Origin of the sequence: Azoarcus indigens (assembly GCF_004361735.1) — a bacterium.
GTDB classification, from domain to species: Bacteria; Pseudomonadota; Gammaproteobacteria; order Burkholderiales; family Rhodocyclaceae; genus Azoarcus; species Azoarcus indigens.
In genome coordinates, this window is record NZ_SNVV01000008.1 from 90,980 (window position 1) to 106,323 (window position 15,344).

At 67.0% G+C, this 15,344-nt stretch carries 9 protein-coding genes and 1 tRNA gene; 2 read left to right on the forward strand and 8 right to left on the reverse strand.

The features are described 5' to 3' along the window. Positions 1-23 precede the first annotated feature (23 nt). Together C7389_RS10875 and C7389_RS10880 are read right to left on the reverse strand one after the other, a co-directional pair. On the reverse strand, positions 24-1,388 hold the full coding sequence (locus C7389_RS10875; protein ID WP_133591265.1) for an MFS transporter: 1,365 nt from the start codon (positions 1,386-1,388) through the stop codon (positions 24-26). A gap of 130 nt (positions 1,389-1,518) precedes the next feature. Continuing rightward, entirely contained in the window at positions 1,519-2,601 is a 1,083-nt protein-coding gene (locus C7389_RS10880; RefSeq protein WP_133591267.1) for a 4-oxalomesaconate tautomerase, read from the reverse strand. Positions 2,602-2,712: 111 nt separating this feature from the next. Here C7389_RS10880 and C7389_RS10885 point away from each other — a divergent pair, with 111 nt between their 5' ends. Continuing rightward, entirely contained in the window at positions 2,713-3,672 is a 960-nt protein-coding gene (locus C7389_RS10885) for a LysR substrate-binding domain-containing protein (RefSeq protein ID WP_133591269.1), read from the forward strand. 153 nt (positions 3,673-3,825) lie between these two features. Continuing rightward, positions 3,826-5,472, forward strand: coding sequence for a methyl-accepting chemotaxis protein (locus tag C7389_RS10890; protein WP_133591271.1), 1,647 nt, complete (start codon positions 3,826-3,828; stop codon positions 5,470-5,472). A 162-nt stretch (positions 5,473-5,634) separates the two neighbouring features. Here the strand turns inward: C7389_RS10890 and C7389_RS10895 are convergent, their stop codons facing one another. The 6 genes from C7389_RS10895 to C7389_RS10920 form a co-directional block, all read right to left on the reverse strand. Further along, on the reverse strand, positions 5,635-6,498 hold the full coding sequence (locus C7389_RS10895) for a Dyp-type peroxidase (protein ID WP_133591273.1): 864 nt from the start codon (positions 6,496-6,498) through the stop codon (positions 5,635-5,637). A 108-nt stretch (positions 6,499-6,606) separates the two neighbouring features. Next, a complete protein-coding gene (locus tag C7389_RS10900; protein WP_133591275.1) occupies positions 6,607-7,509 on the reverse strand; it encodes a tRNA nucleotidyltransferase in 903 nt (300 codons plus the stop codon). 172 nt (positions 7,510-7,681) lie between these two features. Further along, positions 7,682-8,851: a glycosyltransferase family 9 protein gene (locus C7389_RS10905; RefSeq protein ID WP_133591277.1), complete on the reverse strand. Its 1,170-nt coding sequence runs from the start codon at positions 8,849-8,851 to the stop codon at positions 7,682-7,684. A 14-nt stretch (positions 8,852-8,865) separates the two neighbouring features. Next, positions 8,866-10,989: a tetratricopeptide repeat-containing sulfotransferase family protein gene (locus tag C7389_RS10910; protein ID WP_133591279.1), complete on the reverse strand. Its 2,124-nt coding sequence runs from the start codon at positions 10,987-10,989 to the stop codon at positions 8,866-8,868. 190 nt (positions 10,990-11,179) lie between these two features. Next, positions 11,180-14,767 carry an autotransporter outer membrane beta-barrel domain-containing protein gene (locus C7389_RS25145; protein WP_211168264.1) on the reverse strand — a complete coding sequence of 1,196 codons (3,588 nt, stop codon included), beginning with the start codon at positions 14,765-14,767 and terminating at the stop codon, positions 11,180-11,182. 433 nt (positions 14,768-15,200) lie between these two features. Then, positions 15,201-15,291 (reverse strand) — tRNA-Ser (locus C7389_RS10920). Between the last annotated feature and the right edge of the window lie 53 nt (positions 15,292-15,344).

Consider the following 15,344-nt stretch of genomic DNA (forward strand, 5'->3'; position numbering starts at 1 on the left):
GGGCCGCCCCACAAGGCCAACTATTAGTGGGCGTGAACCTCTTCGGCAACCCGCTTGGCCGCACCGGAGGGCTCCGGATGGGCAAACTGCTTGATCAGCAGCGCCACCGCGGCGATCAGCGCCGGCACCGCGACCACCATGAAGATCTCGCTGAAGCTCAGCTGGCGGCGCGACAGTTCCGCCACCAGGAAGGAGCCGGCGATACCGCCGAAGCGGCCGATGCCCAGCATCCAGGACACGCCGGTGGCGCGGCCCGCAGTCGGATAGAAGGCGGCGGCCAGCGCCGGCAGCGAGGACTGGGCGGTGTTCATGATGGTGCCGGCGACGAACACCACTACCACCAGGGTGCCGACGCTGCCCACCACTTCACCGATGGAGAAGATGGCGATGGCGGTCAGCAGCCAGCCCACCGCGATGATGCGGTTGGCGTTGAAGCGGTCCATCAGCCAGCCGAAGAACACCGCGCCCACGCCGCCCAGCGGGAACAGCGCGGCGATCAGGGTCGCCTGCCCGGGGGCCAGGCCGGCGTCCTTGAACAGCACCGGCATCCAGTTCATCAGCGCGTAGAAGATCACCAGGCCCATGAAGTAGGACAGCCACAGCATCACGGTGCCGACGGCGTAAGCGCGCGAGAACACCACGCCCAGGCCGCTCTTGCCCTCCACCACCGCCTTGGTCTCGCTCATAACGAAGGAGGAGGCGGAGGACACGCTGGCGGAAATGCGGCTCAGCACGGCGCGGATGCGGTCGGCGGACTGGGCCTTGGCCACCATGTAGCGCACCGACTCCGGCAGCAGGACGAGCAGCAGCACGACCAGCAGCAGCGGCGCGATGCCACCTAGCGTCAGCACGCTGCGCCAGCCCCACTGCGGAATCATCCACGCCGCCAGGAAGCCGCCGAAGGCCGCGCCCAGCGGGAAACCGCAGAACATGGCGTTGGTGATCATGGCGCGGCGCTTGTCCGGGCAGTACTCGCTCATCAGCGTGACCGCGTTCGGCATGGCCGCGCCCAGGCCGAGGCCGGTGACGAAGCGCAGTTCGGTGAGCATGCGCAGATCGGTGGCGAAGGACGAGGCCAGGCAGGCCAGGCCGAATACCAGCACCGAGCCCACCAGCACCTTCTTGCGCCCGAGGCGGTCCGCCAGCGGGCCGGCGGACAGGGCGCCGGCGGCCAGGCCGAACAGCGCCGCGCTCAGCACCGGAGCCAGGTCGGGCTTGCTGACGCCCCATTCCTGGATCAGCGAGGGCGCGATGTAGCCGATGGCGGCGGTGTCGAAGCCGTCCAGCAGCACGATGAAGAAACACAGGCCGAAGATGGCCCACTGGAAGCGGGAGAAAGGGTGCCCGTTGATGAACGCCTGCACATCCACAGGCTGCTGCTTGCTCATTGTGCGTCTCCGATGAGCGAGTGGAAGGGACGCTCTCTGGCGTTTGAAGGGGTCGTTTCCGGATGCGCCAGCCTCGCTGGGAAGGCTCCGGCTCGCCGTTTGGGTGGATTAACTTGAAACGGTGTGCCGCCTACGGTTTCCAGACCGAGGCCGGCACCATCACCTCGCCACGCATCAGCAGGCGCGCGGTGCGCAGCAGGGCGGCGCGGGTGACGTTCTGCGGGTTCGCCGGATCGAGCGCCAGCTCGACCGAGAACTCGCCGGTGGGATGCTCCACCGAGACCTTCTTGGCGTCGCCCTCCGGCACCACCGCGATGCCTTCGGTGACCGAGCCTTCCAGCACGCAGGCGGTCGCCACGGTGACCGCGGCAAGCACGCCGATGGCGTCGTGGCAGACGTGCGGGATGAAGCTGCGGGTGCTGAGGCTGCCGCCGTCGCGCGGCGGGGCGATCAGCGTCATCTTCGGGTAGTTCTTGGCGCTGACGTCGCCCAGCCCCATGGCGTGGCCACAGGCCAGGCGCAGGCGCTCGATGCGGGCCTTGAGTTCGGTATCGGCGTTCAGCTCGGCCACCGTCTCGTAGCCGGTACGGCCGACGTCGGCGGCGCGGAAGATCACCAGCGGCATGCCGTTGTCGATGCAGGTGACCTCGACGCCGTCGATCACGTCGCGCACCTTGCCGGTGGGCAGCAGGCCGGAACAGACCGAACCGGCGGTATCCAGGAAGTTGATGGTGATGGGCGCCGAACTGCCGGGCACGCCGTCGATGCGCGCATCGCCCTCGTACTCCACCACGCCCCCCGGGGTGCGCACGGTGATGTCGCACTGCATGTCGGTGTTCAGCGTGAGCACGCGGAAGGTGGAGGTGTCGCCCTGCGGCTGGACCAGGCCGGTCTCCAGCGCGAAGGGCACCACCGCCGCCAGCATGTTGCCGCAGTTTGGGGTGGTGTCCACCGTGTCCTTCTCCGGCTGCAACTGGGCGAAGAGGAAATCCAGATCCACGCCCGGCACTTCGCTGCGGCGGACGATGCCGACCTTGCTGGTGAGGGGGTGGGCGCCGCCCAGGCCGTCGATCTGGCGGCGGTCGGGCGAACCCATCACAGCCAGCAGCACACGGTCGCGGGTAGCGATGTCGGCGGGCAGGTCGGACTCCTTGAAGAAGGGTCCGCGCGAGGTGCCGCCACGCATGAACAGGGTCGGGATAGGGGTTTGCATGGGATGATTATGGGAGCCGCCAACCCGGTTCGACAGGGGCGGGCCGCTCTATCAGCTATTCCTTTTTGCGATATCATCGCTGCAGTTATTCTCTCCTTGGCAGTGCGCGGCATGGATCTGAAGCAGCTGGAATACTTCGTCCGGGTAGCAGAACTGGGCAGCTTCACCCGCGCCTCCATCGCCCTGGACATCGCCCAGCCGGCGCTGAGCCGGCAGGTACGGCTGCTGGAGGTGGAGCTGCGCCAGAGCCTGCTGATCCGCAACGGCCGCGGCGTCACCACCACCGAGGCCGGCAAGCTGCTGCTGGAGCACGGCCGCGGCGTGCTGCACCAGATAGAGCGCGCCAAGGAAGAGCTGGCCCGGGTGCGCGGCACCCTGAGCGGCCGCGTCGCCCTCGGCCTGCCGCCCAGCCTGTCCAAGGTGCTCACCGTGCCGCTGACGCGGGAGTTCCGCGCCCGCCTGCCGGAGGCTTCGCTGTCCATCACCGAAGGCCTGTCCACCACCATGCAGGAATCCCTGGTGAGCGGCCGGCTGGATATCGCGGTGCTTTACAACGCGGTGGCCTCGCCGGACGTGGACCTGATCCCGCTGCTGGAGGAAGAGCTCTTCCTCATCGAGCGCAAGAGTAACGCCGGCCCGCAGCCGGTGATCCTGAAGGAGATCGCCGCCCGCGAGCTGGTGATCCCCAGCCGCCCTCACGCGATGCGCATGCTGATCGAATCCGAGCTGGCCAACATCGGCTGCCGGCCGCGCATCGCGCTGGAGATAGACAGCGTGGCCGCCATCCTCGACCTGGTGGCGGACGGCGCCGGCAGCGCGGTGCTGACGATGAACGCGGTGACTGCCTCCGGCAATGCGGACGCCTTCGACGTCCACCCCATCGTCTCACCCACAGTGCGCAGCAAGCTGATGCTGGCCATCAGCTCGCGCCGGCCGGCGACGCTGACGCAGCAGGCCATGCTGGAGTTGATCGCCGAGACCGCAAGCGGCCTGGTGGCCGGCGCCACCCCCGCGGGCATCGCCGCCGCGGCTGGCCCTGCGCCCCGCCGCACTGTGCCGAAGTCCTCATAAAACGCTAAAGGAGTACCCCGGCCGTACCGCTAAGGGGGTATCTTTCCCCACGCAGGGCAGTCCGCCTGCACCCCGGCGGGCAGTTCGGCACGCCCTCCGGCGCAACGCACAAACGACACAACGATGCCGCTACCGAGGCGGCCGGAGGAGACTATGACGCGCCCAACCCCGCGTGCGCCGGGCAAGAGCCTGGCCGTCCGTACCCTGCTCTACCTCGCCATCCTGCTGCAGATCGCCCTCGCCCTCGTCCTCGGCCTGCTGGGCATCAAGGGCATGTATTCCACCCTCAACGGACTGGATGGCGTCTATAACCAGCGGGTGATTCCGCTGCGCGACCTCAAGGTCATCTCCGACGAATACGCGGTCGCCATCGTCAACGCCACCCAGAAGGTGCGCGACGGCACGCTGACGCCGGAGGATGGCGCCGCCGTGATGGAAAAGGCGCACAAGCTGATCGGCGAGAAATGGCAGGCCTTCCGCGCCGGCCAGCTTTCCCCGCGCGAGCAGGAGCTGGTGAAGACCGCCGAGCCACTGATGGCCACCGGCGACAAGCTGGTCACCGAGATGATCGAAAAGCTCAAGCTCGGCGCCCTGAGCGAAATCCACGCGGTGGCCGAGCGGGTGCTCTACCCCACCATGGACCCGATCTCGGCGGTGATCCGCGAGCTGATCGAGGCCCAGCTCGAAAGCGCCCGCCACGAGTACGAGCAGGAACAGGCCGCCTTCCAGCAGGCGGTGGTGGTGATGCTGGCGATGATCCTGCTGGCGGCCGCCATCTCCGGCATCGGCGGCTTCATCTTCGCCCGCAACTTCCTGATGCGGCCGCTGGAGGACGCCCGCCGCTTCGCCACCGACATCGCCGGCGGCAACCTCGCCACCGAGATCCGCATCCACCGCGACGACGAGATCGGCAGCCTGGCGATAGCCCTGCGCAGCATGCAGCAGGAGTTGCGCAACATGGTGCGGCTGATCCAGGACAACGCCGAGCGCATCGCCTCCGCCAGCGAGAACCTGGCCGGCAACACCGGCGCCATCTCCACCGCCAGCGCCCAGCAGTCCGGCGCGGCCGAGTCCATCGCCGCCGCCATCGAGCAGATGACCACCTCCATCACCCACGTCTCCGCCTTCACCGCGGATGCGCGCAAGATCGCCACCGAGTCCGGCGACACCGCGCAGAGCGGCGCCGAGGTGATACGCCGGGTGGTTAGCGATATCCAGCGCGTGGCCCAGTCGGTGGACCAGTCCGCCGAGGCCATCCGCAACCTCGGCCAGCAGTCCAAGGAGATCGCCACCGTGGTCACTGTGATCAAGGAGGTGGCGGACCAGACCAATCTGCTGGCGCTGAACGCCGCCATCGAGGCCGCCCGCGCCGGCGAACAGGGCCGCGGCTTCGCCGTCGTGGCCGACGAAGTGCGCAAGCTGGCCGAGCGCACCGCCGCCTCCACCGAGGACATCGCCCGCATCGTCGGCCTGATCACCACCGGCACCGATTCCGCGGTGCGCGCGATGGACGAGCAGGTGCGCGGCGTGCAGCGCAGCGTCGCCCTGGCCGGCGAGGCCGGCGAGGCCATCGCCCGCATCAACGATTCCTCGCAGCAAGTGGTGTCTACGGTGAGCGACGTCTCCTCCGCGCTGGACGAACAGGCCACCACCAGCACCGAGATTGCCCGCGGCATTGAGGAGATCGCCGCCATGAGCGGCCGCAACCGCGAATCCACCCAGGAGGTGGATGAGGCCACCCGTGAGCTGGCCGGCTTGTCCCAGCAGCTGCGGGAAACGGTGCGCCGCTTCCGCCTCTGAGCGGCGGAAAGGAAAAAAGCGCCGGCGGCCTCAATGGCCGTCGGCGCTTTTTTTGTGGCTGCGGGTCTGGTGCCGCCGGCCGGGCGCAAGTGGCGCCCGCGCAAGCACGCAACCCCCTCAGTCTGATCACGCTCCGGCGCCCACCGGCCCGGAGCGCCCGGATCAACAGCCGATAGCGGACAGCTCCAGCCGGCCCTGCGCCACCGGCGGGCACCAGAAGTAGCCGCCAGTGAGCGGCCGGGTGAAGCGGTAGAGCGCGTCCACCACACCATCCTCGGCACCGCTCATGCGGTGCAGCTGGGCCTCGAAGGCGTCGAAGGACTTGCCGAAGGCGAGGAACAGCAGGCCGGCGTTGCGGCCCTCCGCCCAAGGCATGGAGCGGCGCAGCACGAAGGCTTCCGGGTCGAAATCCTCCTGCGCGGTGCGCTTGACGTGGGCGGACTCCGGCGCGTCTTCAAGCTCCTCGTTGTCCGAGCGGCGGCGGCCGATGGAATTGTCCTGGTCCTCGCCGCTCATGGCGTCGAAGCGGGCGAAGTCATGCCGCCAATGCTGGATGGCGGCGAAGCTGGCGCCGCTGGCATCGAAGGCCGCGGCCAGCGCCGCCTCGCCTTCCGGGTTCTCGGTGCCGTCCTCGTAGCCGGTCAGGTCGCGGCCTTCCTTGAAGCGGAAGGCATCGGTGCCGCGCTCCAGCAGCAGCGCCGGCGCCAGCGCCTGCTCGATGCCGCGGGCGCGCTCGAACAGTGCGCCACGGTCATCGCCGCGCAGCCACACCCACAGGTCCCACGGCGTGGACGGCACCGCGACATCGCCCGCGCGGCCTTCCGGGAAGGCGCGCAGGCCTGCCACCTCCTTGCCGAGCGCCTGCACCAGCGGCAGGCCCAGGCCCACCACTACGCCATCGTCGATCTGCAGCGCGCGCAGCGCCTGCACGGACGCACCCAGTGCATCCGCCTGGGCGATGCGGAAGAACAGGTGTCTCGCCATCGAGGGAACCGGGGCCAGGATGCCCGGCTGGAAATCGCTCATGACAACTCCAGTGAGAGTGAAGGGAGAAAGAGGAGGCTGATGCGCAGCCGGAGCGCGCGCGGCGGCGGGCATGGTACAGGCTGCCGCGGCGGCACGACATGCGCAAGATCAGAAGCCGTCCGCCGCCGGCGGCGCCCAGCGTTCTGAGCGCAGCGCCGCCGCCACCGCCATCGCCCGCGCCTGCTGCAGGGCGGCGGCGGCCTCCTCCGGGTCGCCCTCGCCGGAGAAGACGGCCGCTGCGTCCACCTCACGACAGGCGCGCAGCGCCAGCCGCAGCATCGGCGCCTTGGGATAGCGGCGGCTGGCGCGGCCGGGAAAGGCGCGGAAATCGCATTCACACAGGCACAGCAGGCGCTCGAAACGCTCCTCGCGCTCGAAGGCGTCCACCCGCTCCAGCAGGGCGGCGATGGAACCGGCGCGCATTTCCGCCGCCCGGTGCACCCGCTCGCACTCTGCCAGCGCCAGCAGGGCCAGGTCGCGGTACTCGGCCGGCAGCCGGTTGCGCTCGCAGATAGCCTCGATGCGGGGCCGGCCGCGCTCCATGTGGCGGTAGTGCGCCGGCAGATGCTCCCGCGGCGAATCCGACTTGCCGACGTTGAACACCAGCGCGGCAAACCGCAGCGCCGCCGGCGCTCCACAGCGCGCCGCCTCGTCCACCACCCGCAGCAGGTGCTCGCCGATGTCCACCTCCGCCGGATCGTCCGCGCTTTGTGGCACACCGAACAAGGCATCAACTTCGGGCAGGAACACCGCCAATGCACCGCAATCGCGCAGCACCCGCAGCATGCGCGAGGGCGCGACCGCCAGCAGCCCGCGCTCGAACTCCGCCCATAGCGCCACATCGCCGGCAGTCAGCAGCGCACCGTCGGCCACCGCCTTGCGCATCAGGCCCAGGGTTTCACCGTCCATGCCCGCGCCATCCCCCGCCGTCAGCGCCGCCAGCCGCATCAGGTTGAGGCCGGGATCGGCAGGCGGCGGCTCGGGAAGGCCACGGAGGAAATCAGCGCACATGGAGAGGACCGGGAGCTTGAATCCCCGAGGGCGAGCAAGATGCGCGCCATTTGGCGCAGCGCCAGAGCCGACCCGGCTCTCATGTGCGGTTGTGCGCTGGGCAGCGGCAAGATCCTGCAGGGCACCGACCGAACACGAGTGCTCAACGCGTGGTGAAGCGCGTCGTGGCAGTTCAAATCTGCCGCCTGAGTTCCCCCAGCGACAGTGCGACACGCTCCACCACCCCTACCCAACCGCCCCACTCCTTCTGCCGGAAAAGCCGCATGGAGGGGTACCAGGGCGAGTCTTCGCGCTCCAGCAGCCAGCGCCAGTCGGGCAGGAAAGGGAGCATCACCCAGGCGGGGCGGCCGAGGGCGCCGGCGAGGTGTACCGGCGAGCTGTCGATGGAGATCAGCAGGTCCACCTCGCTCAGGATGGCGGCGGTGTCCTCGAAATCGCGGATGTCGGCGCTCAGGCTCACCACCGGCATGCCGGGCGGTGGCGTCAGCGCCTGGGCTTCGGCCGGGCCTTTCTGGATGGAGAACAGGCTGACGCCGGCTTGCGCCAGGGGTTTGAGCATCTCCAGCGTCATCGAGCGGTTGGCGTCGTTGGGGTGCGAGGGGCGGCCGGCCCACAGGAAGGCGATTTTCAGGCCCGGATAGGGCGCGAGGCGTTCCCGCCAGACGGCGCGCCGCTCGGGCAGCGCCTGCAGGTAGGGCATGGGCTCGCCGGGCAGATCGGCCAGCTGCAGGCCCATGATCATCGGCAGGCTCATCAGTTCGCAGTGGAAGTCGAAGGCCGGCGGCAGGTCGCCGCGCAGGGTGATCCCGTCATGCCCCTGCATGCGGCTGGCCAGGCCGGCGGTTTCACGATTGACATCGAAAACGAGACGCGCCTGGCTGCGTGCCTGGGCCCAGGCCACCATGCGCATGAACTGGAAGGTATCGCCGTAACCCTGTTCATCGTGGATCAGCAGCGTCTTGCCAGGGATGGGCCTGCCATCCCAGCGCGGCCTCTGCACTTTGCGCTCGATGCGGCTGGTATGCGGCAGGCTGTAGCGGAAGGCGTATTCCCGCCAGCCCCGTTCGAAGTCGCCCAACAGCAGCCGGGTTTCGGCCAGATCGAAGCGGACGGCGAGATCGCCGGGCATCTGGTCCGCCACCATCTGCTGTATCGGCAGCGACTCCGCCACCCTGCCCTGTACCCGCAGGGCGTGGGCGAGCAGCAGCCACAGCGACACCGGCCCCGAGCCGCTGGCCAGATGCGGCTTGATCCAGGCCTCGACCTCGGCGCCACGGCCGGCGGCCAGCAAGGCGCGCAGTTGCGGCTCGACAGCGGCGAGATTGATGGGGGCTGCGTTCATCCGTGTCCAGGGCCTCAGCCGATGCGGCCTGCTTCCGCCGGTTTGCCCTCCACGCCTTCAACACCCAGCGCGGCCAGCAGGGGCCCGAGTTGCCGGGCATAGGGCTTCCACCGGCCGACGCTGCTGTTGAACAGGGGCTGGCGGACTTGATTGACGCTGGCGGTTCTGACCAGCCGGCGGGTCTGGTGGAAGTCCAGGCAGGCCGGACTCCACTCCAGCCCGCAGAACGCCAGCAGGCGGCGGACGCCGCCTTCCAGGTCGGCCACCAGTTCCTCGTATTCGATCTCGAGGAAGCGGTCTGCCGGCAGTACTGCCCGCCAGTGCGTCATCAGGCGCTCGTAGGCGCGGTAGAACAGGCCAAGTTCGGTCTGGTCGTAGGCGAACAGTTGCTCGCGGGTGAAGAGCTTGGAATAGCAGGACAGGCAGGTGTCCACCGGGTTGCGCCGCACATGGATGATGCGGGCCCCAGGGAGGATGCGGTTGATGAAGCCGGCGTGGAAGAAGTTCGAGGGCATCTTGTCCACCAGGTACGCATGGCTGCCCGCCCGCGTCCGCAGGCTTTCCAGATAGCGCCGGCCCAGCGCGGCCTCCGCCTCCGGTGCCATTTGCGCTGCGCTGCCGGGATAGGACGGCACGCGCTGCGTCAGGTGAGGGATGTCCGCCAGCTCGCCGGCACCGAATACCAGCGGATGGGACGCCAGGATCTGCTCCACCAGCGAGGTGCCCGAGCGCGGCATGCCCAGCACGAACAAGGCGGCCTCGCTGCCGGCCACCGCCTCGCCCGGCCGCGCCATCGCCTCCGCAGAGAAGGCGGCGGCAATGGATGCCATCCATTGCTCGGTGGCGGCGCTGTCATAGGAGAAAGTCGCGCGCTTGTTGCGGTTGGCCTCGTCCAGGTAGGCAAAGGCCCGCTCCGCTTCGCCGAGGTCCATCCAGGCCTTGGCGAGGGCGAAACCGAGGGCGATGCGGTCATTGAGCGCCTGCACGCCCCCCGTCGCCAGCAGCGCTTCCATCGCCTCGAGCGCCGGGTCGTCCGCCGTGGTGAAGCGGTGTAGGTCGGAGAAGTTGAACCATGCCCCCGCCGCACGCGGAAAACGCGCGAGCAGCGCGGCGAAAGCCTGTTCCGCCTTATCCCGCTCGCCCAGTTCCATCAGCAGGCTGGCACGGTTGAGCAGCGCCTTTTCCGGCGCGAAACCCAGGGACGCGGCCGCCCGCTCGAACGCGGCCAGGGCCTCGGCGGTGTTGCCGCGGGCCTGCAGCACTTCTCCCAGGGCGTTCTGGGCCTCGCCATTCTCCGGCACGCTGGCGACCGCCCTGCGGACTTCGACCAGCGCCTCGTCCAGCCGATTCAGGTAGCTCAGGGCTTTCGCCTTTACCACCATGGCGCCGACATGCAGCGGAGCAAAGTTCGCCAAGGCGTCGGCCCAGCGCAGCGCCTGCTCGTAACGGCCGGCGGCCAGCTCCGCGGCACCCGCGTTGATGTAGGCGTCGGCCAGCCGGGGATTGATGTTGATGGCACGACGGGCATCGGCCAGGGCTTCGTCCAGCAGCCCCAGCTCGGTCAGCAGGTTGGCCCGATTGCTGAAGGCTTCGGCATAGGCCGGCGCCAGGGCCAGCGCCGCCTCATAACAACGGCGGGCTTCCGCCAGCCTGCCCATGCGCTTGAGGGTGTTGCCGAGGTTGTTGTGGGCCTCGGGCGAGCCCGGTTGCAGGGCGGCCACCCGCTCCAGGCAATGCAGGCTTTCCTCCAGCTTGCCGGCCTCCTGCAGGATGATGCCGAGGTTGTTCCAGCCCGCCACCAGTGTGCTTTCCAGCGTCACCGCCCGCCGCGCCGCCCGCTCGGCCTCTTCCAGCAGCCCCTTCTGCCTGCACATCTCGGCCAGGTTGCTGAGGAAGGCGGCCGGCACCCGGGGTGCGAGGCAGGCCTTGCGCAGGTGGTCGATGGCGAGGTCGAGATTGCCGTAGGCATGCGCCATCAGGCCCATCAGGTGCAGGGCGTCGGACTGCCCCGGCCACAATGCCAGCACATGCTGGCACAGCCGCTCCGCCTGGTCGGCATGGCCCGCGTTCCAGTGCGCCTGGGCCTGTCCAAGCGCCTGCTCCACGGTTATCTGCTGGGGTTGCTGAGGTGAGGTCATGGCTGGACTGGGCGGAATGGGAGCGTATGACTATAGAGCACCGGAAAGGCGACCGAGACAGGTCTGCCACGGGAAACGCAGGCCACCTGCCTTTCCCGACAGCGCGGGACCGACAGGTGGCCAGGGGCATCGCGGGGGCCGGGCATCACCGCGACCGCGGCTCCGCCCGACATGCAGGGAAGAAGCGGGATCAGAAATCCCAGCTGGCGCGCAGCACCCCGGTGTGAGCCTGGTAGGCATGGCGGAAGTCGCCGTTGTACTCCAGCCGCAGCTTGACGCCGTTCTTCTTGTCCAGCGTCGCGCCCACCCCCACGGTGACGCCATCCGCACTCAGCCTGGCGGAGGATGAAGTGAAGGCGACGCCGCCCATCGCGCCATTGGTACGAATCGCTCCGTCCTCGTACTCGTGCAGCCAGGCCACCTTCACATCGGGCGCAAGCCGGCCGGCTGCGGTATCAAAGCTGGCAGAGAGTTTCACGCCCAGTTCCTGGGTCAGCACGTCGGTGCTGAGGTGATCCACCTTGAGATTGGCAGCGCCGGCGCCGTGTTCGGTGTAGCCGTCGTTCTCCAGCCGCGCGGCCATCAGGCTGAACTGCGGTGTCAGGGTGAGGTTCTGGTTGAGCGGGAAGTCGTAGCCCACCGTGACCTGGCCGAGGTATTGCTCGCCGTCGTAGTCGGCCTTGGCCTTGACCCCGAGGAAGTCGATACGGCGGCTCTGGTCATAGCGGTTGACGCCGATGCCGAGCTGCCCGGCGATCGACAGCCGGCCATCTGCCCAATCCGGCTGCCACAGGCTGTAGGCGGTGAGCTGGTAGGTATCCGCCTGCGTCTTGCTGCCGGAGGAAACGCCCCTGCCGTCGAGATCGTTCCGTATCCAGCTGAAGGCCAGGCCGGCCATGAAGCGGGGGCTGGCGTACCAGTCGGCGCCGATCACGAAGCCGGCGCTGCTCGCACGATAGCCAGCCGCCCGGTGGGAGTTGTCGCGCTCGGCCACACCGCCCACCAGTTCGCCCCAAAACGCACCGCGCTGGCCGAGCAGGCCATCGCCGGAGGACTGGCCAGTCATGCCCGCCATCTGGGCGACGGCGTTTCGATCACTGCCATTCATCGCACCAGCGATCATCTGTTGATGCTGGCCTATCGCCATCGCCACCGGCTTCACCGCGGTGGTAATCAGCTGCGGCGTCAGCTGATTGGGGGCCAACTGCGCCACGCCCACCTGCTGTTCGCCCTCGGACAGGGCACCCAGCGGCGCCAGCACATCGGATTGGAAGGCCGCGGCTGCCGGGGTGACGCCGCTGCTGGAGGCGATTGCCGCAATCCTGTCCAGCGCCACGCCCATGCCAGTGGCGAAGCCGCCCTGCTGCTGGCCGATACGGGTGTAGTCCGTGGTCGGAACGCCTCCCCCGTCTCCCACCGTCAGCACCAGTTGGGTGTTGCCGCCGACCGTGACCAGGCTGCCAGTGACCACATAGCCGCTGGCGTAGTAGGACAGGTTGCCGAGGCTCAGGCCGCTGCCTGCGGAAACGATGGTGTAAGTGCCCTCCTGCACGCTGCCGCCGCCCAATGCCCGCATGTTGATGAACCCGCCGGTCAGCGACGCATTGTCGCTGACGAGCAGGTTGCCGTAGCTGGATGACGAAACACCAATGAGCAGCCCACCGGCGCTCTGGGTGTAGTTACCGGTGATGCTGATCGCCTCATTGACCATCAGCACGCCGTTATTCACGACCGAATGGGAGCCGACGTTGATGTTGCTGTTCAGCAACTGCACGCCCCCTCCGAGGAACAGCACATTCGCGGCGGTACTGCTGATGGTGCCAATGCCACCGGCGTAACCGGTCAGCGTGCCAGGTGCCGAGATGGTTCCACCTGTGAAGCTCAACGCGTTCGTTGAGGTATTGACGATGTTGCCGGCGATCACGCCAGCATTCCGGATCGTGCCCAACTGCCCGGACGAAAAGATCGCATTGACGCTGCCGCTCACCAGCCCCTCGTTATGAAGCAACCCGATGGTGCCGTCATTCACGATACCGAGCAGCCCCTGGATCGTCCCCGAGGAATTCAACTCGGAAATACTGGAGGCCGACCCGTAGTTGTAGACGCCTATCGTACCGCCGACGATGGAGCCATCGTTGCTGATGGTGCCTATGCTGCCCAGGTTCCTGACCCCCGCTCCCACCCCGATCAAGGCACCGGAATTGGTCAGCGTGCCGAGGGTGCCGGTCGAGGCAACATAGATCGGATTGAATGCATTCAGCGTGCCGCTGTTGCTCAGCGTCGCCAGCGAGCCGCCAATGTAATTGTTGCCCCCTGCCAGGGAGAGGCTGTTTCCCGTCACCGAGCCGGCGAGCTCCAGCCCTTCCACATCCGAGGCATAGCTGAGGCCGGTAAAGGTGGAACCGGAACCACCGCTCACCACGAGCACGCTGCCTTGATTGACAAGGTTATTGGCATTGGCGGAAAAACCGCCCAATTCGATCTCACCGCCAGTGATATTGGCCGCACCGGTCACCGTCAGCCCGGCGGATGAAGACTCGAGTTGCAGCGAGCCCGTCGTCTGGAGATAGGCGCCCGTCATCGTGACCTGATTGCTCAGCAGCAGCTGGGCGCCGGTATTGGCAATCGTATGGCCGGTGGCAACGATATTGTCATTCAGCAGCAACGCACCATCACTGAAGACGACATCCGCGGCGGTGCTGGTGATCGTTCCCTTGTCGGCGGATCCCGTTCCGCCGCTGGCGCCGGTCAAGGTGCCGATAGTGCCGCCGATTCCGCCCACGATGGTGAGCGCATTGGCGGAAGTATTGCTGATATTGCCCGCGATCAAACCCGAATTGACCACAGCGCCTATGGTGCCTGCCCCGTCATTCTGGATTGCCGTCGCGGCGCTGAGGGTGCCGCTATTGCTCAGCGTACCGATGCTGCCGGAATTGGAAACACCTATACCGCCGGAACTAACGATGAAGCCATCGTTGTCGATTGAATCGATATGGCCTTGAGCTGAATTCCATATGCCGGCCTGATCACCAGCGATCGTCCCCCCGGTGTTCTCCACGCTGATTATGGTGGCGTCGTTACCGATCCCATAAAGGGGGCCGCTGATCATCCCGGAGTTGGTGACGGTCCCAATCGTAGATCCGCCGTAATTGAAAATACCGGACGAATTACTGGTTATGGTTCCGCCTGCCTGATTCTCTATGAGGCCGATATACCCGCCATTGCCGTTGACGATGCCGTTGCTTGTCAAAGTGCCGGAGCCACTCCCGGTGATCAGGCCGGCATTGATGATGGTGCCTATCGTGCCGCTGGTGGCGTCGCCAATGAAACCACTATTACTGATGCCAGCGTATTGGCCGACTATGGTTCCGCTAATCTGGTTGTGGATCAGGCCTATAGTCGCCACATTGTGAATAGCGGCCGACTGTGCAGCCGACGCAGAAAGGGTCCCCGCATTGGACAGGGTGCCTATGCTGCCACCCGCATTTAAGAAGGCTCTGTCGCTCCCGCTGATCACGCCGTCATTGATCAGGGAGTCGAGGATGGACGAGGTACTCTGAAGACCCACCGCTCCACCCGAGATGGTGGAGCTCACAGCAATAGTCAGGCTGGTCAGGCCGCTGCCGACGAAAGCCGGTCCATCACATGCAAGCCCGCTGGTATCGAATACCGCTGTATTGATCGTGCCGCAGGGCGCCGCCTGTGCCGGATGATGTGCCAGGACAGCCAGGGATAGCCCCAGCAGTGAAGTCGTTGCCGGCAGGTTGTTCCTCTTCAATGTCCCTCTCCTATTGTCCTATGCCCAGTAGCCCACAAGCGAAACCGGACTCATCTCCAGCCGGATGCCATCGACCACTTCATCCAGAAAGGATTTGGCCGTGGATTTCGGAGTATAAAAGACAAAAGCTCGCCCAAACCATGCCGGTGACAAGCCCGCAACATTCCACAGCGGAATGGCCTAATTCCCGCGGACGCGAAAAGGGAGGTCCAATGTGCAATCCTGCTGGCGCCGCCCCGGCACGGAGCGCATCCCTTTCCGTCGGAGCAGGCAACCTGGCGCAATATTCAGCCTTTAAGAACCCGAAAGCTGCCAGCGCGCATGGAATGCAGCACCTTCAATGCAAATTGCATGGAAACGCATGGGGAAATCGAAGCCAGATTCATCCTGAAGGCCGGAAATGACAAAGGCCCTTGCGGGCCTCGATGAATTCTGGCGGAGAGGGCGGGATTCGAACCCGCGTTAGGGTATTACCCTAAACACGCTTTCCAGGCGTGCGACTTAAACCACTCATCCACCTCTCCGTGGAAGGCGCGCATTGTAGCCGCAAGTCGGGCGATATGGAAGCCCCGAATTT

Coding starts and splice junctions, on each gene's coding strand:
- C7389_RS10880 (WP_133591267.1), bottom strand. CDS start 2,601: ATGCAAACCCCTATCCCGACCCTGTTCATGCGTGGCGGCACCTCGCGC.
- C7389_RS10910 (WP_133591279.1), bottom strand. CDS start 10,989: ATGACCTCACCTCAGCAACCCCAGCAGATAACCGTGGAGCAGGCGCTT.
- C7389_RS10900 (WP_133591275.1), bottom strand. CDS start 7,509: ATGTGCGCTGATTTCCTCCGTGGCCTTCCCGAGCCGCCGCCTGCCGAT.
- C7389_RS10885 (WP_133591269.1), top strand. CDS start 2,713: ATGGATCTGAAGCAGCTGGAATACTTCGTCCGGGTAGCAGAACTGGGC.
- C7389_RS10905 (WP_133591277.1), bottom strand. CDS start 8,851: ATGAACGCAGCCCCCATCAATCTCGCCGCTGTCGAGCCGCAACTGCGC.
- C7389_RS10895 (WP_133591273.1), bottom strand. CDS start 6,498: ATGAGCGATTTCCAGCCGGGCATCCTGGCCCCGGTTCCCTCGATGGCG.
- C7389_RS10890 (WP_133591271.1), top strand. CDS start 3,826: ATGACGCGCCCAACCCCGCGTGCGCCGGGCAAGAGCCTGGCCGTCCGT.
- C7389_RS10875 (WP_133591265.1), bottom strand. CDS start 1,388: ATGAGCAAGCAGCAGCCTGTGGATGTGCAGGCGTTCATCAACGGGCAC.